This is a genomic window from Nanhaiella sioensis, from assembly GCF_046557775.1.
Taxonomy (GTDB): domain Bacteria; phylum Bacillota; class Bacilli; order Bacillales; family SM2101; genus Nanhaiella; species Nanhaiella sioensis.
The window spans coordinates 2,872,238-2,892,896 of the sequence record NZ_JBKAEG010000001.1; the positions used below are offsets into that span (position 1 = coordinate 2,872,238).

Consider the following 20,659-nt stretch of genomic DNA (forward strand, 5'->3'; position numbering starts at 1 on the left):
AAATTTGAGTTTGTTTGCTATATCACTCGTATCCATTACCGCACAAACTTGAGCGCTTAAAGCTAAGCCTTCTCATGTTAATTCTGTTGGTGAAGCTCCTTTGATCCCTCTCTGAGCTACTTAATGTTAGTTTGTAGCTAAGTAGTATTTTAATAATAAAAATTGAGTAGAAATTCTTGGTAATTCTTTTTTCTTGTTCGTTTCTTGAGAAATGTGGTAAAGTGACAGAAGAAATAACATTGGATGGGGCTTTTTTAGTTTACTTTGTTGCCCATTTGTAAACTACAGCTTGATGAAATTTGATAAGATGTCATGAACTAGTGGGATATGTATCTTTGTGCAAAAGCAATAATCAATGCAAAAAGCTTGAAATTTGGATACACACATTGTTTGGATATATAATTAATGAGATAGCTATAAATTGGAGTTGATAAAATTGGCTAACAAACAGGAATATAAACGTAAACCGGAATGGCTAAAAATAAAATTAAATACGAACGAAAATTATACAGGCCTTAAAAAAATGATGCGAGAAAAGAAGCTACATACTGTATGTGAAGAAGCGAAGTGCCCAAATATACACGAATGTTGGGCTGAGCGAAGAACGGCGACATTTATGATTTTAGGAGATATATGTACGAGAGCGTGTCGATTTTGTGCAGTAAAAACAGGCTTGCCTACAGAGCTTGACTGGCAAGAGCCTGAACGTGTTGCTGATTCTGTCCAGTTAATGAATTTAAAGCATGTGGTCGTTACAGCTGTTGCACGTGATGATTTAAAAGATGGTGGAAGTGAAGTGTTTGCAGAAACTGTTCGGGCTATTAGAAGGAAAAGCCCACTTACATCTATAGAGGTACTCCCTTCCGATATGGGAGGAAAATATGATAATTTGAAAACATTAATGGATGCACGTCCCGATATTTTAAATCATAACATTGAAACAGTTAAGCGATTATCGGATCGTGTAAGGGCTAGAGCAAAATATGAGCGTTCTTTAGAATTTTTAAGAAGAGCGAAAGAAATGCAGCCAGATATTCCAACTAAGTCAAGTATTATGATTGGCTTAGGTGAAACGAAGGAAGATCTTATAGAGGCTATGGATGATTTACGAGAAAATCAAGTTGATATTCTTACAATTGGGCAATATTTACAACCTTCTAAGAGTCATTTACCTGTTGTGAAATATTATCACCCTGATGAATTTGCTGAATTTAAAGAAATTGCGTTAAGTAAAGGCTTTAGTCATTGTGAGTCTGGTCCGCTTGTTCGCTCTTCATATCATGCCGATGAACAAGTTAATGCAGCTGCAAAGAAAGCGCAGGAAGCATAAATATTTTTTAAATGAGAAGTCCAGCTACAATGCTGGACTTCAGTGTATAATGAACTTTATTTTGACATCATGTCTTGATCTTTCAATTTGTTTGAATTAAAGTCTGTTCCTTGAGGATATGTCAACATTTTCTTAATGGTTTCTCTAAGTGATTTATCGATACTACTATTAGATGCATCCAAGGCTCCATACCTTTCAATTTCTTTGCTTATTTCTAGATTATCTGCAACAATAATATCGTAGTAGCCTGGAACAACTGATGTTGCAGTTCTCTTTACTTGCTCGGCAATCAAGTCTCTATCATCTGATTCAGTTTCATAAGCGATTAATACTTCTTCATCAGTGACGAGTGTGGCTACATCTGAAACGTTCGGTAGCTGAGTGCATAACTTTCCAATTACGTCAGCTGCTTGTTCTTTGTCTAATTTAGCCATCTGATCATATGATGTATCTTTTCCAGGTATAGGGTTTTTCTGATGTCTCACATATCCATAACGAGTAGGCTCTCTATCGTTTCTCAAGTTTGTTTCATTATATAAATCGTTGCGATCTGTAACATTAACTGTTGTACCGTTTCTTTCATAAAGTGCTTGTTTTTCTCCTGTATTGGTTGCACAAGCTGTTAAATAAAAAGCACTCGATATGCTGACTAGCAGTATCATCGTTTTGTTCAATTCAAACACCTCCTCATCTACTAACATTGTGCAATTGAAACAGTTTTATAAGAGTAATCGAATGGTAATTCTATAATTTTTATGGTAAAAATAAGGTAAGAACTTCTTTTTCTGTAGGAGGTATATTTAATGATTTGTATTAATAACCATTGTTTTGAATTAGTTGAAAATATAAAAGATGGGTTTAAAGAAGAGGATTTCCGAGCGAGATATTCAGATATTTTAAATAAGTATGACTACATAGTAGGGGATTGGGGTTATAATCAATTAAGGTTACGAGGCTTTTTTGAAGATCAAAATCAAAAAGCAACATTTGATACAAAGATTAGTTCAATCTCAGAGTATTTATTTGAATATTGTAATTTTGGCTGTGCGTATTTTGTCTTGCGAAAAGTGAAGAATAAAAAAAAGTAAGCTAGTATCAATACTATTGTCATGACGTATTAGAGGCCAACATACAACTAGCCTTAAGCCATATCTTTTGTTTTGTTAAGGCTGTTTTCCCATTAATTGTTGCTTTTCGTCATAAGGGCTAATCATGTTTAGCACCTTTTACATTTAAAGGCTATAAAAATCATATCGTACACATCAGTTGCTTAAAGTAAGTAAAAAAGCACAAAGTTTAAAAGACCTAGCTTTGTGATATTGTAAAAATAAAAAACAAAGTTTACGACAAGGGTTTGTCATAACACATGAGCACTTTATTTGTCATGTGGAGGGTGTGCACCAGGAAATTTGCGAGGAATATCATGATGTAGTGATTTAACCTCATAGTTAAAAGCACTATAATATCGTTGACTTGGCTCCCATGAAGAGCTTTTATTCTCAACTTGCTCTTCTTGTCCCCGAGGTGAGCCATAAGGACCTTCAGGGAGTTGTTCTGGAACTAGATAATTTTTCATTGCTTCAACATTATTAAAATCTGAGTAAGATTCATTCTTATTATTATTCATGATGGATACACCTACTTTTTGGAATAATACCAACAGCTTAAAGTTAGAACTATTGGTATTATTCCCAGTGAACAGACTGAATTATACAATCTCTTCTAAAAATGAGCGCAACTCATGTGCGTCTTCTTCACTTAGCTGATAAGCCCCCTCAAGAAACCCAGGTTCATCCAAATCGTCTTGACCTATAATAGCAAATTTATTACTTAGTAAGTTTAAGACAAGGTGCTTACCGTAATATTTATCTGATTTAATAATTGCCAAATCAAAACGTTGATGCTCTCCCATGAAGCTCACAAATCTTGTCGTTGTTTGTGCAGTTTCATCATATAAAAAGAAACGTTCACTCATATGTACTCCCTCCTTACTATTAGTATATTATATCGTATGAATCAACCACGCAACTTTCTTATGAGTATCTGAACATTTAGGAGGGAAGCAGCAACAATATCGGACCTTATGATGTGGTAGAATAAGGGGAAGTGCAAGTTTGTAAGTTGAAAGGAGACTTATATGTATTTTGTTGATAGACAAAAAATAGAAGTAACATTAGTCTTTTTAGATAATCATGTGCAATTGTTTGAAAGTAAACAAACATTCAATGGGCAAATTGAACAATTAGCATTGGAACGAATAGTACATATTATGATTGAGTCGGTGCTAGATGTAGGAAATTTAATCATTGATGGATTCATTATGCGAGATCCAGGAAGTTATGAAGATATAATAGATATATTAATTGATGAAAAGGTCGTTTCCAAAGATGATGGTGAGGCACTTAAAAATATAATTCGTTACCGTAAAATGGTTGTCCATGATTATTTACATATAAACCATAAACAATTAATAACTGAAGTACAGAAAAACATAGCCTGTATTAAAACATTTTCGTCGTCTGTTCTAAACTATTTAGCTAATGAATTAGGCCCAGTATCAGCATTTAGAAGTGAACGATAGCATGCTATGGTAGCCTGCTGTTTGCAACGTATTAATTGTTATAACATGTAAAATCGTATACAATAAGAAGAGGATGGTGAAAGTACATGCAAAATAAATCCTCTTCAACTCGTGATGAAATTTTAAGGCTGCTTAAATTCAAAAAGCGTCTGACTGTTATTGAACTTGCTAATGAGCTTGGAATAACAGAAATGGCTGTTAGAAGACACTTAAATACATTAGAAAGAGATTTATATATACAATCTACACTTGTACGTCAAGCAATTGGTAGACCTATACATGTCTATCAATTATCAGCTAAAGGTGAAGAACTATTTCCTCGAAATTATAAATCAGTTACCTTAGAGTTCCTGGAAGATATTCACAAAATGGGCGGACAAGAAATGATTCATCAACTTTTCCAAAATAGATTAGACCGATTGACGAAAAGATATGACGATCGATTGAAGAATAAAACATTTGAGGAAAAAATTAAAGAACTTGCTTCTATTCAAAATGAAAATGGATATATGGCAGAAATTGAACAAAAAGACGATGACGTATTTTACATTAACGAATTTAATTGTCCAATTTCCGAAGTTGCTGAGCACTATGAACAAGCATGTGCTTGTGAATTACAGCTATTTAAAGATGTACTTAAAACTGATGTGACTGCATGCTCTTGTTTAGCAAAAGGCGATGATTATTGTCGTTACGAAGTAAAAAAGCCATCAGAAAATAGAAAAAAATAAAGTAAACGCTTTCTATTTTTTATAGAAAGTGTTTTTTTTGATAAGATAAGAAAGCACAATGACTATTTAGGAGAGTGTAACATGTCAAAGAAATATGAAGGCTATTTAATTGATTTAGATGGAACCATGTATAGGGGAAAAGATAAAATTGATGCAGCGAGTGATTTTGTGAAAAAATTATACAAGAATAATATCCCCTATTTATTTGTAACGAATAATTCTTCTCGAACACCAGCACAAGTAGCACAAAAGCTTAGAGATTTTGATATACCGTCTACAGAAGAGCAGGTTTTTACGACTAGTATGGCAACGGCTAACTACATATCAGAACAAAAAGAGCATGCCAGTGTATACGTAATAGGGGAGGAAGGTATTCAATCAGCATTAACTGATCAAGGAATTGAATTAAAGGATAACAAACCTGATTTTGTTGTAGTAGGGATTGATCGAAGTATTAATTATGAGAAACTTGCATTAGGTTGTCTTGCTGTAAGAGATGGAGCAACTTTTATTTCAACAAATGGTGATATTGCAATCCCAACAGAGAGAGGGTTATTACCAGGTAACGGTTCACTAACATCTGTTATTACTGTTTCAACTCAAGTTGATCCAATCTTTATAGGTAAACCAGAAAAAATAATTGTAGACCAAGCCCTAAAAGTACTTAGTGTGGCTAAAGAAAATACTGTGATGGTTGGAGATAATTACGATACAGATATTCTAGCAGGTATGAATGCTGGTATGGATACGTTATTAGTTCATACAGGTGTGACTACTAAGGAATTATTAAAAGGGTATAAGCAGCAGCCAACACACGTCATCAATACTTTAGAAGAATGGATGGAACATATTTGATCTGTTGGAAAAACCGCATCATCTTTCATTAAGAAGTTTAATTCGCAACAAAATGTTTAATTAACATTATATTTAGCACATAAAAACTGCACGTCAAATTGTTAGATACTGTTTAACAATTTGACATGCATTCAATTCTTAAGCGTTTTAACAGTTTTTTTTCTTACAAACGTATAAACCTAGTTTGCATCCTAGCCTCTCAAGGTCACTGCAGGCATAAACCCGAAAGCAAAAAGAGCCTTATGTGAAAAGGCTCCAGTGCTTGTCGGGGATGTTCAAGGCAGTTCCACATTTCCTTCTTACTCTGTGTTTGCAAATCTGTGGGCAAGTCGACTTGAGGCAGCTGCTGCAATCGCTCCTACGATATCGTCTAAAAATGTATGACATTTCCCTGAGGATTTATCATTTAAATCTTTAAGTATGCCAGGTTTTTCTTTGTCAATATATCCATAGTTAGTAAACCCGATTGAACCATATACATTGACAATTGATAAGGCGAGTATTTCGTCAACCCCATATAACCCTTCATCTTCAGTAATTGTTGAAAGAAGTGGTTCTTCAAGTAAGCCTTTTTCTGCAAGAATGTCTAATTGAATTCCTGTCAATATAGCATTTTGTACTTCACGTTTAGATAAAACACGTTCAATATTATCTTTACATACTTCCTTCGTTAAATCTGGATGATATTTCACTTGTAAAAAATATACAAGGTCAGCAATATCATCGATTGTAACACCTCTTTGAATTAATAGCTCTCTAGCGCTCGCTTCGATTTGGTTGCTTTTTTCAATTTCCATTGTAGTCACCTGATTCCTAAGTGTTTTTTTCTTACATTTAAGCGTCTCATATTGAATGTAGTTTTTTTTAACATTACCTATGAGATACATATCTTACGAACAGAAACCTTCATGTTTTATGGAAGTTTTCATCGATGGCTCTAGCTCTCACTTTTCTTATATTTTACTAGTTCATTGTTAAGAATGTGAAAAATTTTGCCAGATTGTTTTCTATATCATAAAGGAGCATTGTAGATTATTCAAGTAATTAGCAGCATACATATAAGTAAATTAGCTAAGTTATGCCATTATGAGATTGCCTTTATTATGGTGAAGAAAGGAGAATAAAATGAACAAAGAGCAAATAGATGAATTTTTTGGAATATCTGTGAATGAGAGCTTTTCAAATCCAGGTAGTTTCCTTTCACTTAGAAATAACCGTACATCCTATGTTGCAGTCCGTGTTGATCATCTTGAAGATGAAGAAATAATGGAACTTGATCAGTTTAGTAAGTATTTTGTTCAAAAAGGAGACCAATTCACTGCAACGTTGGTACCTGCTAAGAGTAAATTATTGTTTGCCCTTATTAATGACCAAAGGTATGCTTTGTTACAATATAAAAATTTTACGTACAAAAAACATGTACATATAGCAAAGGAACTTGCCAAATTCCATCATATAGGTCGTGGGTTTCCATATTCAGTAACGAGAACTGCTAGGATTGGACAGTGGAAATACTTATGGGAAAAAAGGCTTGATCAAATGGAAATATTCTGGGGGAGAAAAGTAAGAGCAGAAAATCTAAATGCTTTCGATGAAAAATTTCTATGCTCATTTCCATACTACTTAGGTATAACAGAAAACGCTATTCAATTTCTTGTTGATACAGAATTAGATGAACAACCACAACCAGTAGATTCTGCAACAGTTTGTCATCAACGGTTTACAGACAATACATGGTCACATCAACAGCTTGTAAGGTTTCCTACAGATTGGGTTTTTGATCATCCGTCAAGAGATATTGCTGAGTGGTTGCGACACCAATATTTTAGAGCTGGTAAGTTTGACAACCGAACAATTCCTCAATTTATTTATCATTATGGACGCTCCAAGCAACTATCTCCTTTTTTTATTAGAATATTGTTTGCTCGTTTACTATTTCCGATACATTATTTCGATTGTATTGAAGAATATTATCGTAATAATAAACAAGAAAATGCAGAAAGGAATATAAAAGCTTTAGATAACATCTTACAAACAACAAAGCAGTATGAGCATTTTCTTAAAGAAGTATATGATTACTTGTCTCACGTAAACCAGCAAGGATCATTAAAGAAATTGGAATGGTTATATAAGTGAGGTTTTTATATAAGCTCATTTTGTAAACTGTATTTTGAATCTTAAGAACTGTGCTTTGAAGAAAATAGATTACCAAGAAAGGCAAGTTGTATACATGTCTATAATTTAGTACGATATACAACAACTAATCACTAAAAAACAGTCATTATAAAAGTATGCGATTACATTTTTGCATTTAAAAAAAGGCTTGTAATCATATGTAATACTCTCTATAATGTCTTTTATATATAAACAAATGTTTCTATGGAGAAAACAATGAACGAGGTGGGGAGTATGGTACAGTCAATTTCAGTTGGGTTATTAGGTCTTGGAACAGTAGGCTCCGGTGTTGTGAAAATTATTGAAAATCATCAAGATCGTCTTATGCATCAGGTCGGCTGTCCGGTGAAAATTAAGAAAATCGTTGTAAAAGATGTTAATAAAGATAGGGATGTTAAGATAGATGCATCTGTGCTCACAACGAATGTTGATGATGTGATTAATGATCCTGACATCGACGTTATCATCGAAGTAATGGGTGGAGTAGATGAAACCCGTTCACATATTTTAGATGCACTCAGAAATAAGAAAAATATTGTTACAGCAAATAAAGACCTTATGGCGTTATATGGATCAGAATTGTTAACAGTTGCTGCAGAAAACGGTTGTGATATTTTCTATGAAGCGAGTGTTGCAGGCGGAATTCCAATTTTAAGAAGCTTAGTAGACGGTCTTGCTTCAGATCGAATAACTAAAATGATGGGGATTGTAAATGGGACAACAAACTTTATTTTAACGAAAATGAATAAATTTGGTAGTCCTTATGATGAGGTGCTAACTGAAGCACAACAATTGGGATATGCGGAAGCAGATCCAACTGCAGATGTTGAAGGATTAGATGCCGCAAGGAAAATGGCAATATTGGCTACCCTCGGCTTTTCGATGAATATTGATTTAGAAGACGTTTCAGTGAAAGGTATAACAGATATTACGGAAGAGGATCTTCAATATAGTAAGCAATTAGGATATACAATGAAGCTTGTTGGTTTGGCGAATAGAAGTGATGATCGAGTTGAAGTCAGTGTCCAGCCGACGCTACTTCCGGAGTCACACCCGTTAGCATCAGTAAATGACGAGTACAATGCCGTATATGTTTATGGTGAAGCAGTAGGAGAAACAATGTTTTATGGCCCAGGGGCTGGTAGCTTACCAACAGCTACTGCAGTAGTTTCAGATTTGGTTGGAGTAATGAAAAACATGAGACTTGGTATTAATGGAAATAGCTTTATTACTCCACAATATGATAAGCAACTTAAAGCGGCTTCAGAAATTCTTTCAAAATACTTTTTACGTATCCATGTGAAGGATCAAGTTGGAGCTTTTGCGAAAATAACGGGTCTATTTACAGCACGAGATGTAAGCTTTGAAAAAATATTACAGTTACCTTTAAAAGAAAGTGATTTAGCGGAAATCGTATTAGTGACACATCACGCTTCATTACAAGATTATGAGCAAATTTTGCAGCAATTAAGAGATTTAGATGTTATATATGAAGTGAAAAGTTCATATCGCATAGAGGGAGAGAATGTATAATGGCTTGGAAAGGATTATTACATTATTACAAGGATTATTTGCCGATTACTGATAACACACCATTACTAAGTTTACATGAAGGTAATACACCATTAATCCGAGCTGACAATCTCTCAAAGGAGCTAGGAATTGACCTATATGTCAAAGTAGAAGGTGCAAATCCAACTGGTTCATTTAAAGATCGAGGGATGGTAATGGCTGTAGCAAAAGCAAAAGAGGAAGGCAGTGACACAGTGATTTGTGCTTCCACTGGAAATACTTCAGCCTCAGCTGCCGCATATGCATCTCGTGCTGGTATGCGATGTATAATTGTCATTCCTGATGGGAAAATTGCCATGGGGAAACTTGCTCAAGCAGTCATGTATGGGGCAGAGATATTTGCAATTGAAGGAAACTTTGACCATGCGCTAACAATGGTTCGTAAGCTTAGTGAAATTGCGCCAGTTACGCTAGTGAACTCGGTGAATCCATATAGAATAGAAGGGCAAAAAACGTCAGCATTTGAAATATGTGACCAATTAGGTTCTGCCCCTGATGTGCTAGCTATCCCTGTTGGTAACGCAGGAAATATTACCGCATATTGGAAAGGTTTTAAAGAATACAATGAAAAGCATGAGACAGGTTTACCACAAATGAGAGGTTTCGAAGCAGAAGGATCAGCTGCGATTGTAAGAGGTGAAGTAATTAAAAACCCAGAAACTATTGCTACAGCGATCCGGATCGGAAATCCAGCTAGCTGGGATTATGCAGTTGATGCAGCTAAATCATCAAACGGTAAAATTGATGAAGTAACAGATGATGAGATTTTAGCAGCATATCGTCTGTTAGCACGTAGTGAAGGTATCTTTGCAGAGCCTGCATCTTGTGCCTCAATAGCAGGAGTAATAAAACAACTAAAGAGTGGAGAAATGATCAAAGGAAGCAAAGTTGTGGCTGTTTTGACTGGGAATGGCTTAAAGGATCCAAATGTTGCCATTGATTCAACAGAAATTAAGCCTGTTGTATTGCCGAATGACGAGAAAGTTGTATTTGATCATATTCAAGGAGCTGTTCATTCGTGACTATGAATGAACGGATCGTGATAAAAGTACCAGGCAGTACGTCCAACTTAGGACCAGGGTTTGATTCTATCGGCTTAGCTGTTTCACGCTACTTAACACTTGAAGTACAGAGAAGTACACAATGGTTATTTCATTCGCTGACAGACGAGTTAAGAGATATTCCGACGGGTAAAGATAATCTCATATTTCAAGTTGCACAAAAAGTAGCTGATATACATGAAAAAGAGTTAACTCCATGCTATGTAGACGTTACTGGTGAAATTCCACTTGCTAGAGGGCTTGGTAGTAGCGCAGCTGCCATTGTTGCAGGAATCGAACTAGCGAATGTGTTATGTGATTTGCATCTGACAAATGATGAAAAGCTTAGATTTGCTAGCTTATATGAAGGGCACCCTGATAATGTTGGTGCATCCATTTATGGAGGGTTAATAATCGGTAGCCACCGTCAACATGAAACTGACATTATCGCAGTACATGATTTTGATGTCGATATTGTAGTCGTGATACCTGGATTTGAATTGAAAACTGCTGAAGCTAGAAGTGTCCTTCCAAGTGATTTTGCATTCTCAAAGGCTGTTGAAGCAAGCTCAATTAGTAATGTGTTAATAAGCTCTTTATTGACTAAAAATTGGACGCTTGCGGGAAAAATGATGGAGCTAGACCTTTTTCATCAACCATATCGATCAAAGCTCGTTCCTGACATAGACGAAATTAGCTCTTGTGCGAGAAGATACGGTTCCTTTGGTACAGCATTAAGTGGAGCTGGACCAACAATTATTTGTTTTGCTGAAAAAGGTAAAGGTGCAAATCTTCAAAAATCCCTACAAAGCAGCTTTTCTCAACATAAAATAGAATTTCTTTCTGTAGACAATCAAGGGAGCACGGTAGTTCAAACATCGAAAGAAAAGGAAGAAGTGAACTGACTATACTGTAAAGATTAACTGACCATAAAAGCTCGGTCTACTGTAAATAAAAGTTCTTTTCATAAGATTTTGTTGTTATTTATATAAAATTGCAACACAGTGAGGTCGTAAGCGAATGGTATCGTCTTATAGAAGAAAAATTGCGACGAGATCACAGGTATTTTCCGTGTTTATATTTTACGATGAACAACAAAAAATCAATGCAAAAACAATATAATAAAAAAGCGAAACCTCCATTCAGGAAGGTTTCGCTTTTCATATTGTCTTGCTCTAGCACTAGTGAACTAGTGTTAGATGACCAATATGACATATTATATCAGGTTAGAAAACCTGTTCTACTTCTACTACACCTGGTACTTCCTCTAGAAGTGCACGCTCAATACCTGCTTTTAATGTAATTGTGGAACTCGGACAACTACCACATGCACCTAATAAACGTAACTTTACAATACCGTCTTCTACGTCAACTAATTCACAATCTCCTCCGTCACGTAAAAGAAATGGGCGAAGTTTATCTAAAACTTCTTGTACTTGTTCTTCCATTGCTAATTCAGCCAAGATTATCGACTCCTTTCCTTATTATCTATTATAAACAGTGTAATGAAAAAAATCTATCGTACGAACTTGGATATTTACCGATTGGGTTACAGAAAAAGTTTCGTTAGCAATCGTTTTCTTGTACAATAAGATAAGAACACTGAAAAAGAGGAGTGTCTTACCCTATGACTATATTACAACAAGTAGAAGTTTGTGTATACGGTACGGAAGTATTATGTCCTAGTTGTGTAAACTTACCATCTTCGAAAGAAACATATGAATGGTTGGATGCTGCAATAACGAGAAAATTTCCTAATCAGCCATTTATAATATCATATGTTGATATATATGCTCCCCCTTCAAAGAAGGACAAACAGAGCTTCGCTACTAGAGTGATAGAAGAGGATATGTTTTATCCAGTAGTTGTTATTAATGACAATATTGTTGGTGAAGGGAACCCTAAATTAAAAGCTGTATTTGAAGAAATGGAGAAATACGGCTATCAACAAGGATAACAAGCATATGACTAAGTGAAGGCAATCCAAAGCTCGTTTAATAAGGTTAATAGCAAAAAATACAGTTAAAAGACGGGTAACAGCCCGTCTTTTCTTGTTTAATGTACCATGTAATTTAGTCAATCTCCTGGCATAGTTATAGTCAGCCATTGATGACGTTTTATTAAAATCAGAGGCAAAAGCCTCTGGTATTGATATGCTCTAGGGTGGTCAACCCGCTTGTGACATTCTAAATGTAGCTCGAGGTATGTTGGATGATAATCAGAGGCCGAGTTTATCCCCTGTGATTTTTATACATCCAAAGAATTCCTGATTTTAATAGGCGAGGAACTCTTCCCATGAGAGGTCTATCTGCAAGTAAACCGAAACCATGTTTTTTACCTAAAGAACCTAGAACACCCTTTAATTTAATTGGTGGGAATTCGCTTGGTGGTTCTTCATTATTCCAGCGCTTTAGAAGCACTTGAACGATTTGTTCAGCTTGCCCTTCAGCGAGTTGTGCGCTAGGTGCGTGTGGCAGGCTTGCACAATCACCAACTACATAGACATTTTCATTTTCAGGAATGTTATGCTGGTTTGTTAATACTACGCGTCCTTGTGCATCTTTTTCGGCAGGTAAAGCTTGAACGACTTTATTTGGCTGAATGCCTGCTGTCCAAACAATTGCATCACTTGAGATACCTTCATCATGATTATATAAGACATTTTCTTCTACTTTCGTAATACAAGCATTGTTAATTAACTCTATGTTATGTTCTAAAAACCATGATTCAACATACTTACTTAAACGTTCAGGGAACATCGATAAAATGTGTTTTCCACGATCGAATAGTTTGATGTTTAAATCAACGCGGCTTTCATGTAATTCACTTGCTAACTCTACGCCGCTTAGTCCTGCACCTACAATAGAGACAGTGGAACCTGCTGGTAAGTTATTAAGCTTTTGGTAAGTGTCTCGTGAATTATCAATTGTTTGAATACTGTACGTATATTCTTGCGCTCCAGGAACGCCATGATATTTGTCTTCACAGCCTAAACCAATGATTAAATCATCATAAGATAACGGTTCTCGATCTTGAAATTCAACGGTTTTATCTTCCAAATTAATGTTCGTAACTTCTCCATATAAGAGGTTCAACCGATCGTGCTCAGGAAAAGATACTCGTACATGCGTATCTGAAATGGTACCAGCTGCCAGAGCATAGTATTCGGTTTTTAAACAATGATATGGAATGCGATCAACTAGAGTAACTTGGACATCATTTGGTAGTTCGTTGGGTAAAAGGCGATGAAGGATACGCATACCACCGTATCCGCCACCAAGAATGACAAGGTTTTTCATTGTTGACTTCCCCTTTGTTAAAAAAGTAAGAGATTACGATACGTACTTCATAAATTTTCTATAAAATATATAATGTTATACATATTAATATGGTTAATAACTAAATAATGATGAAACCATAAAAAAGTATAACTAAATTACGACAAAATAACAACAAATATTCCATATTTCTTGACAAAATTTGAGCAATATTGTTGACGAAACAGCAAAAAATGAGTAGCATATAAAATCGATGAGAGGTGAAAAAAATGAAGCCTATTATTGAATTTTGTATTAGTAATTTAGCTAATGGTGGTCAACAAGCACGTGAAAGGCTTGAGAAGGATCCAAATTTAGATATCATTGAGTATGGATGTTTAGGCTATTGTGGTAAATGTGCCCAATCCTTGTTTGCACTTGTCAACGGAGAGATTGTTGTAGGAAAAGATGCTGATGAACTCGTAAATAATATAAATCAATATTTAGAGGATAATCCGATGTTTTAATGAGACTCTTTTCGTAAATTCTGTTGCTAATGGTACTAAATTGAAAATTAATTTGACTGCCGTCATTTTATTGTAGGAAAAGTGCTTCGTAATTCGTATTTAATTCTTGGTACAAAAAATTATATTGTCGTAACAGAATAAACAAAGTGCACTCATTTATTAGTGCACTTTTTTTGATTACTATTATGTTTGGTCATGCTATAGCTTTCTTAAATTGATAAGGTACCTGCTCAATTTACTTTAATCGTCATGCTCTAAGATTAATAATCCAACAACAACTGTCCTAATCGAGAGTGACCATTTGGCGATCCTGGCGGATTTCATACCAACGTTCTCTCGTCATGTTAATGATTCCGTATTCAATCGTGTTATTTTGCTGTTCAAGAACTTTTGAAAAATATCGAATAGCTTGTTCATCGTTACCAAGTCTTCGATTCAATTCTCCAATCATATACAAGATACGAATTTCAGACATTTGAGTAAAGTTAAAGTCGTGGGTCATATACGACTGAATATACTCCTCTAGTGCTAACTTCATAAAACGTTGTTCTTGTTTTTGATTTGTTAATTTACGATATAACCAAGCTGTACGAAGATACATCCCAGCAATTGTTATATGTTTTTCTTTCTTAAGTAATGCACTATATATTGCTAACTTATATGTATCAATGGCATCTTTCTTTGTCCGAATCCCACAGTAATTTTTACCTGCCCAGTTGTCACAAATATTTTTTTCAATCGTTTCTATCGTTAAAGGCGGGAAAGCCGCTTCAAACTTATTTGAACTAGAAAACCCACAATGAGGGCACACACAAATATAATAAAGTGAAGGATCGTATTCTTCATTTTTATATTGAGGGCAGAAATCTGACTCATGAAGAGAAACCTTCGTATAACGTGATCTAACCTTTTTAGTAGTATAAGTTTTTTTACATAGCAAGCATGTAGGTTTATAATCATAGAATGGAGGGATAGTATTCATGTTGCTTCCTTCCTAACTAGCAGTTTATATTTCCTAAGCACAAAATAATATTTATATAATTATATCGTAAAATATATGAAATTAGTACTGCTAATAATGAGTCGAAAGAAACAAAAAGAAGTCCTTCAAATAATATGAAGGACGATATCATACGGGGGATAATTCCAGTATGAACAAAAAATGAGTACAATATACATGAAGACTAACGGAACGAAAAAATATATGGAGGGTATGTTGCAATGAATCAACTGACTTTCACTAAAATGCATGGTCTAGGCAATAATTATATATATGTAAATATGTTCGAGGAAAATCTTAAAGAATCACAATTAGCTGAGCTTGCAATAAAAATTTCTAATGTGAATACAGGAATTGGATCAGACGGAATGATTTTAATTTGTCCGTCAGAAGTAGCAGCTGTGAAAATGAGAATTTTTAATAATGACGGTTCAGAAGGGAAAAACTGCGGAAATGGTCTCAGATGTGTTGCGAAATATGTGTACGAACATAAAATAGTGAGTGACAAGGCATTTCCAATCGAAACACTATCAGGTGTTGTACATGCGCAAATTCAAGAAGAGGAAGGCAAGGTCATTAGTATAACGATAGATATGGGCAAACCACAACTAAAACGTTCTCAAATTCCTATGGTTGGTGATGAGAAGGAAGCTGTTGTAAGTGAGAAAAATATTTTTGCTGGTGAAGAGCGAGAAGTGACACTTGTCTCTATGGGGAACCCACATGCTATTTTTTACGTTGAACATATTGATGAGGCTCCATTAACGTCAGAAGGACCATTAATAGAGAAGGATGCAAGGTTCCCAGAAGGAATTAATGTTGAGTATGTTGAAGTCGTGAATGATCACGAACTTCATTTCCGAGTTTGGGAGAGAGGATCAGGTATTACTCAAGCTTGTGGAACAGGTGCATGCGCAGCAGTAGTCGCATCTGTATTAAATGAAAAGACGATACGTAATAAAGAAACACTTGTACATTTAGCAGGTGGAGATTTACGCATCACATGGACAAATGAAGGGAATGTCATGATGACAGGACCTGCTGAAACAATTTGTACGGGCACGTATTACTACTAGAAGATATATCAATTTCTACCTTTAGAATCCCATGCTATGACAGGACTAATTATTTGTATAGCCAAAACGGGAAAGGTATACTAAAAGAAAAATAAAAGTACAATAGTCATCTTTAAGTTGAATCGACTTGCGCGGCTATGAGGCAAAGCTAGACAATTAAAAACTCAGATTGGAGGGAAGATGAATGAGTGATATATTAGAAATAACTGAATCAGCAGCACATCAAATCAATGCGATGAAGAAAGAAAATGAAGAAGAAGGAGCTCTTCTGCGCATCGGAGTCCAAGGTGGCGGATGTAGTGGACTATCGTATGGCATGGGCTTTGAACATGAGGTAGCAGAAGGTGATATCCAATTTGAACAACACGGGATTCAAATGGTCGTTGACGAGGAAAGCGCACCAATATTAAAGGGAGTAAAAATTGATTACAAACAGTCTTTAATGGGTGGGGGCTTTACGATCGATAATCCGAACGCCATTGCGAATTGTGGCTGTGGTTCATCGTTCCGTACATCAACGAATGAGGGCACACCTGAGGAGTGTTAGATGATAAAAGGAGATCAGGGCTCTAGACGTTGCATGTTGAGGTATTAATAACAACCCCTATAACGAGAATTGAAGGTTGTAAAAATAACAGGCTTCTTAACGGTAAATCTTTAACTGTTGAGAGGCCTTTTCTATAGCATTGAAGCAACGAAAATGTAATTAACTCATGGGATCAGTATGAATGAATAATTCCCGAAATAAAATGAAGGATAGAGACAGAGCTCTAAAACTGTTTAAATTTGTTTTATTAGTGATAAAATAATCAAGTCTTTAACAAGACACTCTATCTCTATGCATAATTTTCAAGGAATGTTCGTCTGTACAGAACCTTATTATATCAAAGTATTAATTTATATCTAAAACAAATTTTCGAAAAGTATGGGAAGAGCATATAAATTCTTTCCCTTTATTTCTGTTAAGATAAAGTGACAGTTGCTGCAACACCAGAAGGCAATGCTACTCCTGAATTGTTCTGGATTTGTACCGATAGTAGACTACAAGCGGGAATAGGGGTAACAGGACCAGATGCACTGGCGCAACAATCAGTAGTTGGACCTGATAGTAATACGAAAATTCCTGTAGCTGTCAGGTTACCACCGCATTGATCAGAGGAAAAAACCTCTGCCCTTACTGATTGATTCGCATTTAGTAAAACTGCATTTCGAATATTGAAAGTCAGTTGGATATTATTTACTAGTTGTGGTACTACTACGGAATTATTAAGAAAAGTATTACTAAAGGTACCCAACCCTAAGAAACCATTTGCACCTATATCGACTTGTTGGTCTGTATTTAAAAAGACGGTCGGATTACCAGGTGGTCCGGTAGGTCCGGTAGGTCCAGTAGGTCCAGTAGGTCCAGTAGGTCCAGTAGGTCCGGTAGGTCCCTGAGGTCCTGGTGGTCCTTGAGGTCCTTGAGGTCCTGGTTTCCCTTGAGGTCCTTGAGGTCCTGGTTTCGGTTGTGGAACGACTTTACACTTGCAATCTTCATCTTTATTACTATAATACATTCTTCACACCTCCTTGTTCTAATTTAGTCTATGTTCGTTTTAAATAATTGGTTGGGTAGAATAGCCACAAGCTGTAAAAATAATATTAAATAACTAAAAAAAGGGCATGTAATCAGAAAAGCATAGGCTTTATTCTTCTGCAGATCAGCAATAAACTATTAAAATTACATTAATGTATTGTTTTCAGTTTCCGATCTTTCTATAGAAATGGAATATATATCATTACGATTGAAGTTTTTTTGTAATGTTGAATTGATTAAAGGTGAGTGTTTTGTTAAGAAGCATCAATCACTAAGAACTTATGTGTTATTACTAATAAGTCATAGCTTAAAAAATGTAATAGTTTAGCAACAAATGTTTATAAAAGTACAGGAAAAAAACGATAATAGGAAAGAAGCTATTAAATTAAGTACCGAAAATATTGGGATACAATGAGCGAAAATAATTTGAGTGGGTGATTGGTAAAAAGTATCTTTATATAAAAAATGCTTTGTATTGGAATTTTTGTAATGATGCTCTTTCCCTACATTTTAACTGGAAATTAGATCAGCAATATATGATGTCATACAGCAGTTTTCATTATATAGAAAAAAAGATGTTACGAATGCTAGTTGTAAATACTTTTCTTAGAAAAAACACTAATAAAATCCCTACAGCTAAACTAATAATATTTATTTCTATATTTATCAACTAAATTAAGACCGATCATTTGACCGATCGCTTTTAAATTTTGTGTAGGGGTCACATAATCAGCTTTGAGCTTTAGTGCATTTAAAAAATGGATATACGCTTCATTGTATTTGTGTTGGTGCAATAAAGCTTCGCCACAGTAATTTTCTATAATATGATCCTTCTCTTCATACTGGGAAAAAATATTCTCTGCATCATGGAACCTTTTTTCTACCAATGCTTTCATTCCTTCGAAAAAATCTCTATCCTTCTGATCAGTTATGAAGGGTATTGCTTCATCAAATAGCTTCACCGTTTCAGGGAATAAGCCCCGCTTCGAAAGTGCTACACCCACAATAAGGTTGGCCTTTAATTGATTTCTTTCCTTTGGCTCATCAGACCAATCAATTTCTTTTAAAAATTTACTAGGTTCAGTTTGAGCTAAGAACTCTTTAATGTGTTGTACAAGCGTCTCGTAGCTATTGTTTTGCGATGCATTCTTTGAATGCCGACGATATAAATAGATTGGTTCTGGTATATGGTAGGATGGGTAATTGACGGCAATATTCATAACAAATGCAGTATCTTCGCCGAGTACATATGGTGGGATTTTATTGTTTATTATCTTTTCTTTTCTATACATAATCGTACCATTATTATAAGGAGTACCTACATTGATAAAAAAAGAAAACAATTCTGAAGGATGAATATTATTCGATTGCCAATAACCGACTGGCTGATTAAATTCGTTGATTAATAGCATATCTGAATGAACAAAGACAATGTCTTCTCCGTAGAATCCTTCTAACAGTTTCTCAAATCGATTCTTCAATGACAGATCATCAGCATCATGGAAAGTAATAAAGTCTCCCTTACAATGACTTAACCCTTTATTTCTTGCCGCAGCTACCCCTTTGTTCTCTTGAAGAAAATAACGTATTCTTCGATCTGTAAAGGATTTTATCACCTCTTCACTTTTATCTGTGGACCCGTCATTTACGATAATTAGCTCAAAATTTTCCTCTGTCTGATTTAAGATACTTTCAATTGTTTCTTTAATGAATGCTTCTCCATTGTAAACAGGTAGAATAACACTGATCATAAATTCACCCCTCGTTATTTTTTAGAATGTCTTTGAAAAAAGCCTTATTATGCAAAACGCTCGGGTCATTGGGGGCATAAGTCTCAGCGTATTCATTATGCTCATTAGCTTTTTGAAGATCATGTAATTCCCAGTGGCAAACACAAAGCTGTAGGTGTGCAATCTTCATCCATTCGGAAGACAAATTTTCCATTTTAAGAATCTGCTCATACCAATAGGCTGCAGTTTTATAATCACCCCAATTGACATAATAATATCCAATATCAGAGCATTTACTTACGTCAAGTAAATTGCTGTCTAAAGATAAAATATGAGCTTTGTCGTTTATTAACGAATCAATTAAATGACCAAAATCTATAGCGATTTTCCCTTCTTGAGCTAGCTCTACACAAATTAGGTTGGCAGCAATTCCCGCTGAGACAAAAACCACGTCATATTCATATTCTTTTGCTCTAGTAATGACATTTGAAACATCCTTTACTCCAAAAACGGGAACGTTACCAACTATATTCTCGTAACCAATGTCTTCAAAATACTTTCTTCCCTCATTCATCTTATTTCCAATTAACAATACACGGTGGTGCTGTAATAACTCATGATACAGTGTTGTATACCGACAAAGCTCAAAATGAATAAATGAACTCGTTACGTTCATTTTCTTTAAATTCCAATTATGGTAGTTCACTAGCTTTATAAATAAGTTTTGAAAAGTAGGATACCTCGCGATTGGCACACCTATTACATTTGTTAATAATAATTTTTCTGTTAAAAAATCTCTAGTTTCATGATCAGGTAAGGTAACTCCTGCATAAGAAAGAAATTGGAGTCGAGGTTCTTTGTTAATTTCCTCACTTGAATTGATTAGGTCATGTGACAAAAAAATTAACTCTCCATCTCCAATTCGAACAAGAGAATATCCCTTTCCATTTCTTAGTGCCTCTCTTATTTCGTTAGCGATATGCTCCGCGTTTTTCAGCTTGATTTTTTCCTCACTTAACTGTTTTATTCCAGCATCAATGATGTTTTCAATGCTAAATGGTAAAATAAATTGCTTATTTAAACTTTCCTCTACAATCTTGTCACCACCATAATATAAGCCTTCAACAGCATAGTTTTTGTTGTTACCTACTTCAACATGACCATACTTCTTAAGCTTTTGCCATTCACTTTTTGATATGTTATACATCT

General features: G+C 35.1%; 22 protein-coding genes and 1 pseudogene. 13 read left to right on the plus strand and 10 right to left on the minus strand.

Annotated elements, in window-relative coordinates; genetic code table 11:
• Positions 1-436: 436 nt before the first annotated feature.
• Positions 437-1,330 carry a lipoyl synthase gene (gene lipA / locus V1503_RS13220; protein ID WP_320209554.1) on the plus strand — a complete coding sequence of 298 codons (894 nt, stop codon included), beginning with the start codon at positions 437-439 and terminating at the stop codon, positions 1,328-1,330.
• Positions 1,331-1,386: 56 nt separating this feature from the next.
• Here the strand turns inward: lipA and V1503_RS13225 are convergent, their stop codons facing one another.
• A complete protein-coding gene (locus V1503_RS13225; RefSeq protein ID WP_410627547.1) occupies positions 1,387-2,004 on the minus strand; it encodes a YhcN/YlaJ family sporulation lipoprotein in 618 nt (205 codons plus the stop codon).
• A 129-nt stretch (positions 2,005-2,133) separates the two neighbouring features.
• Here V1503_RS13225 and V1503_RS13230 point away from each other — a divergent pair, with 129 nt between their 5' ends.
• Positions 2,134-2,418, plus strand: a complete 285-nt coding sequence (locus V1503_RS13230; protein WP_214481063.1) for a YutD family protein — start codon at positions 2,134-2,136, stop codon at positions 2,416-2,418.
• A gap of 287 nt (positions 2,419-2,705) precedes the next feature.
• Here V1503_RS13230 and V1503_RS13235 read toward each other — a convergent pair whose 3' ends face one another.
• Both V1503_RS13235 and V1503_RS13240 read right to left on the minus strand, forming a co-directional pair.
• Positions 2,706-2,957, minus strand: a complete 252-nt coding sequence (locus V1503_RS13235; RefSeq protein ID WP_320257820.1) for a cytosolic protein — start codon at positions 2,955-2,957, stop codon at positions 2,706-2,708.
• Between the two features lie 81 nt (positions 2,958-3,038).
• Positions 3,039-3,305, minus strand: a complete 267-nt coding sequence (locus V1503_RS13240) for a DUF3055 domain-containing protein (RefSeq protein WP_214481061.1) — start codon at positions 3,303-3,305, stop codon at positions 3,039-3,041.
• A gap of 162 nt (positions 3,306-3,467) precedes the next feature.
• Between V1503_RS13240 and V1503_RS13245 the strand changes: the two genes are divergently transcribed.
• From V1503_RS13245 to V1503_RS13255, 3 genes are all read left to right on the plus strand, one after another.
• Positions 3,468-3,911: a DUF86 domain-containing protein gene (locus V1503_RS13245; RefSeq protein WP_410627550.1), complete on the plus strand. Its 444-nt coding sequence runs from the start codon at positions 3,468-3,470 to the stop codon at positions 3,909-3,911.
• Positions 3,912-3,997: 86 nt separating this feature from the next.
• Positions 3,998-4,642 (plus strand): helix-turn-helix transcriptional regulator, encoded by a 645-nt coding sequence (locus V1503_RS13250; protein WP_410627552.1) that lies wholly within the window; start codon positions 3,998-4,000, stop codon positions 4,640-4,642.
• An 81-nt stretch (positions 4,643-4,723) separates the two neighbouring features.
• Positions 4,724-5,497, plus strand: a complete 774-nt coding sequence (locus tag V1503_RS13255; RefSeq protein WP_410627554.1) for a TIGR01457 family HAD-type hydrolase — start codon at positions 4,724-4,726, stop codon at positions 5,495-5,497.
• A gap of 299 nt (positions 5,498-5,796) precedes the next feature.
• Here the strand turns inward: V1503_RS13255 and V1503_RS13260 are convergent, their stop codons facing one another.
• Entirely contained in the window at positions 5,797-6,294 is a 498-nt protein-coding gene (locus V1503_RS13260; protein WP_320257823.1) for a phosphatidylglycerophosphatase A family protein, read from the minus strand.
• A gap of 328 nt (positions 6,295-6,622) precedes the next feature.
• On the opposite strand from V1503_RS13260, the gene yutH reads away from it, so the two are divergent.
• From yutH to thrB, 4 genes are all read left to right on the plus strand, one after another.
• Positions 6,623-7,633 carry a spore coat putative kinase YutH gene (gene yutH / locus V1503_RS13265; protein ID WP_410627556.1) on the plus strand — a complete coding sequence of 337 codons (1,011 nt, stop codon included), beginning with the start codon at positions 6,623-6,625 and terminating at the stop codon, positions 7,631-7,633.
• A gap of 273 nt (positions 7,634-7,906) precedes the next feature.
• Positions 7,907-9,205 carry a homoserine dehydrogenase gene (locus V1503_RS13270; RefSeq protein ID WP_410627558.1) on the plus strand — a complete coding sequence of 433 codons (1,299 nt, stop codon included), beginning with the start codon at positions 7,907-7,909 and terminating at the stop codon, positions 9,203-9,205.
• A complete protein-coding gene (gene thrC / locus V1503_RS13275; RefSeq protein ID WP_410627560.1) occupies positions 9,205-10,266 on the plus strand; it encodes a threonine synthase in 1,062 nt (353 codons plus the stop codon). Before V1503_RS13270 ends, thrC begins: the two co-directional genes overlap by 1 nt.
• Before the next feature lie 2 nt (positions 10,267-10,268).
• Positions 10,269-11,189: a homoserine kinase gene (thrB, locus tag V1503_RS13280; protein ID WP_410629431.1), complete on the plus strand. Its 921-nt coding sequence runs from the start codon at positions 10,269-10,271 to the stop codon at positions 11,187-11,189.
• A 321-nt stretch (positions 11,190-11,510) separates the two neighbouring features.
• Here the strand turns inward: thrB and V1503_RS13285 are convergent.
• Positions 11,511-11,858, minus strand: a pseudogene (locus V1503_RS13285) (NifU family protein).
• A 53-nt stretch (positions 11,859-11,911) separates the two neighbouring features.
• Here V1503_RS13285 and V1503_RS13290 point away from each other — a divergent pair.
• A complete protein-coding gene (locus tag V1503_RS13290; RefSeq protein ID WP_410627562.1) occupies positions 11,912-12,241 on the plus strand; it encodes a YuzD family protein in 330 nt (109 codons plus the stop codon).
• 274 nt (positions 12,242-12,515) lie between these two features.
• Here the strand turns inward: V1503_RS13290 and V1503_RS13295 are convergent, their stop codons facing one another.
• Positions 12,516-13,583, minus strand: a complete 1,068-nt coding sequence (locus V1503_RS13295) for an NAD(P)/FAD-dependent oxidoreductase (RefSeq protein ID WP_214481051.1) — start codon at positions 13,581-13,583, stop codon at positions 12,516-12,518.
• Between the two features lie 248 nt (positions 13,584-13,831).
• On the opposite strand from V1503_RS13295, the gene V1503_RS13300 reads away from it, so the two are divergent.
• Positions 13,832-14,068: a YuzB family protein gene (locus V1503_RS13300; RefSeq protein ID WP_214481050.1), complete on the plus strand. Its 237-nt coding sequence runs from the start codon at positions 13,832-13,834 to the stop codon at positions 14,066-14,068.
• Between the two features lie 283 nt (positions 14,069-14,351).
• Here the strand turns inward: V1503_RS13300 and V1503_RS13305 are convergent, their stop codons facing one another.
• Entirely contained in the window at positions 14,352-15,050 is a 699-nt protein-coding gene (locus tag V1503_RS13305) for a DUF2225 domain-containing protein (RefSeq protein ID WP_410627565.1), read from the minus strand.
• Between the two features lie 239 nt (positions 15,051-15,289).
• Between V1503_RS13305 and dapF the strand changes: the two genes are divergently transcribed.
• The gene (gene dapF, locus V1503_RS13310; RefSeq protein WP_214481048.1) at positions 15,290-16,144 is read left to right on the plus strand and encodes a diaminopimelate epimerase; all 855 of its coding nucleotides are present in this window, start codon (positions 15,290-15,292) and stop codon (positions 16,142-16,144) included.
• 184 nt (positions 16,145-16,328) lie between these two features.
• Entirely contained in the window at positions 16,329-16,691 is a 363-nt protein-coding gene (locus V1503_RS13315; protein ID WP_320209538.1) for a HesB/IscA family protein, read from the plus strand.
• Positions 16,692-17,106: 415 nt separating this feature from the next.
• On the opposite strand, the gene V1503_RS13320 is transcribed toward V1503_RS13315, so the two are convergent.
• The 3 genes from V1503_RS13320 to V1503_RS13330 form a co-directional block, all read right to left on the minus strand.
• A complete protein-coding gene (locus V1503_RS13320; protein WP_410627568.1) occupies positions 17,107-17,700 on the minus strand; it encodes a hypothetical protein in 594 nt (197 codons plus the stop codon).
• A 661-nt stretch (positions 17,701-18,361) separates the two neighbouring features.
• A complete protein-coding gene (locus V1503_RS13325; protein WP_410627570.1) occupies positions 18,362-19,471 on the minus strand; it encodes a glycosyltransferase family 2 protein in 1,110 nt (369 codons plus the stop codon).
• Positions 19,472-19,475: 4 nt separating this feature from the next.
• On the minus strand, positions 19,476-20,657 hold the full coding sequence (locus tag V1503_RS13330; protein ID WP_410627572.1) for a GT-D fold domain-containing protein: 1,182 nt from the start codon (positions 20,655-20,657) through the stop codon (positions 19,476-19,478).
• Positions 20,658-20,659 lie beyond the last annotated feature (2 nt).

Bases quoted from the DNA above. Each gene is read 5' to 3' on its own strand.
- V1503_RS13230 (WP_214481063.1), top strand. From the start codon at position 2,134: ATGATTTGTATTAATAACCATTGTTTTGAATTAGTTGAAAATATAAAA.
- V1503_RS13235 (WP_320257820.1), bottom strand. From the start codon at position 2,957: ATGAATAATAATAAGAATGAATCTTACTCAGATTTTAATAATGTTGAA.
- V1503_RS13240 (WP_214481061.1), bottom strand. From the start codon at position 3,305: ATGAGTGAACGTTTCTTTTTATATGATGAAACTGCACAAACAACGACA.
- V1503_RS13245 (WP_410627550.1), top strand. From the start codon at position 3,468: ATGTATTTTGTTGATAGACAAAAAATAGAAGTAACATTAGTCTTTTTA.
- V1503_RS13250 (WP_410627552.1), top strand. From the start codon at position 3,998: ATGCAAAATAAATCCTCTTCAACTCGTGATGAAATTTTAAGGCTGCTT.
- V1503_RS13255 (WP_410627554.1), top strand. From the start codon at position 4,724: ATGTCAAAGAAATATGAAGGCTATTTAATTGATTTAGATGGAACCATG.
- V1503_RS13260 (WP_320257823.1), bottom strand. From the start codon at position 6,294: ATGGAAATTGAAAAAAGCAACCAAATCGAAGCGAGCGCTAGAGAGCTA.
- yutH (WP_410627556.1), top strand. From the start codon at position 6,623: ATGAACAAAGAGCAAATAGATGAATTTTTTGGAATATCTGTGAATGAG.
- V1503_RS13270 (WP_410627558.1), top strand. From the start codon at position 7,907: ATGGTACAGTCAATTTCAGTTGGGTTATTAGGTCTTGGAACAGTAGGC.
- thrC (WP_410627560.1), top strand. From the start codon at position 9,205: ATGGCTTGGAAAGGATTATTACATTATTACAAGGATTATTTGCCGATT.
- thrB (WP_410629431.1), top strand. From the start codon at position 10,269: ATGAATGAACGGATCGTGATAAAAGTACCAGGCAGTACGTCCAACTTA.
- V1503_RS13290 (WP_410627562.1), top strand. From the start codon at position 11,912: ATGACTATATTACAACAAGTAGAAGTTTGTGTATACGGTACGGAAGTA.
- V1503_RS13295 (WP_214481051.1), bottom strand. From the start codon at position 13,583: ATGAAAAACCTTGTCATTCTTGGTGGCGGATACGGTGGTATGCGTATC.
- V1503_RS13300 (WP_214481050.1), top strand. From the start codon at position 13,832: ATGAAGCCTATTATTGAATTTTGTATTAGTAATTTAGCTAATGGTGGT.
- V1503_RS13305 (WP_410627565.1), bottom strand. From the start codon at position 15,050: ATGAATACTATCCCTCCATTCTATGATTATAAACCTACATGCTTGCTA.
- dapF (WP_214481048.1), top strand. From the start codon at position 15,290: ATGAATCAACTGACTTTCACTAAAATGCATGGTCTAGGCAATAATTAT.
- V1503_RS13315 (WP_320209538.1), top strand. From the start codon at position 16,329: ATGAGTGATATATTAGAAATAACTGAATCAGCAGCACATCAAATCAAT.
- V1503_RS13320 (WP_410627568.1), bottom strand. From the start codon at position 17,700: ATGTATTATAGTAATAAAGATGAAGATTGCAAGTGTAAAGTCGTTCCA.
- V1503_RS13325 (WP_410627570.1), bottom strand. From the start codon at position 19,471: ATGATCAGTGTTATTCTACCTGTTTACAATGGAGAAGCATTCATTAAA.
- V1503_RS13330 (WP_410627572.1), bottom strand. From the start codon at position 20,657: ATGTATAACATATCAAAAAGTGAATGGCAAAAGCTTAAGAAGTATGGT.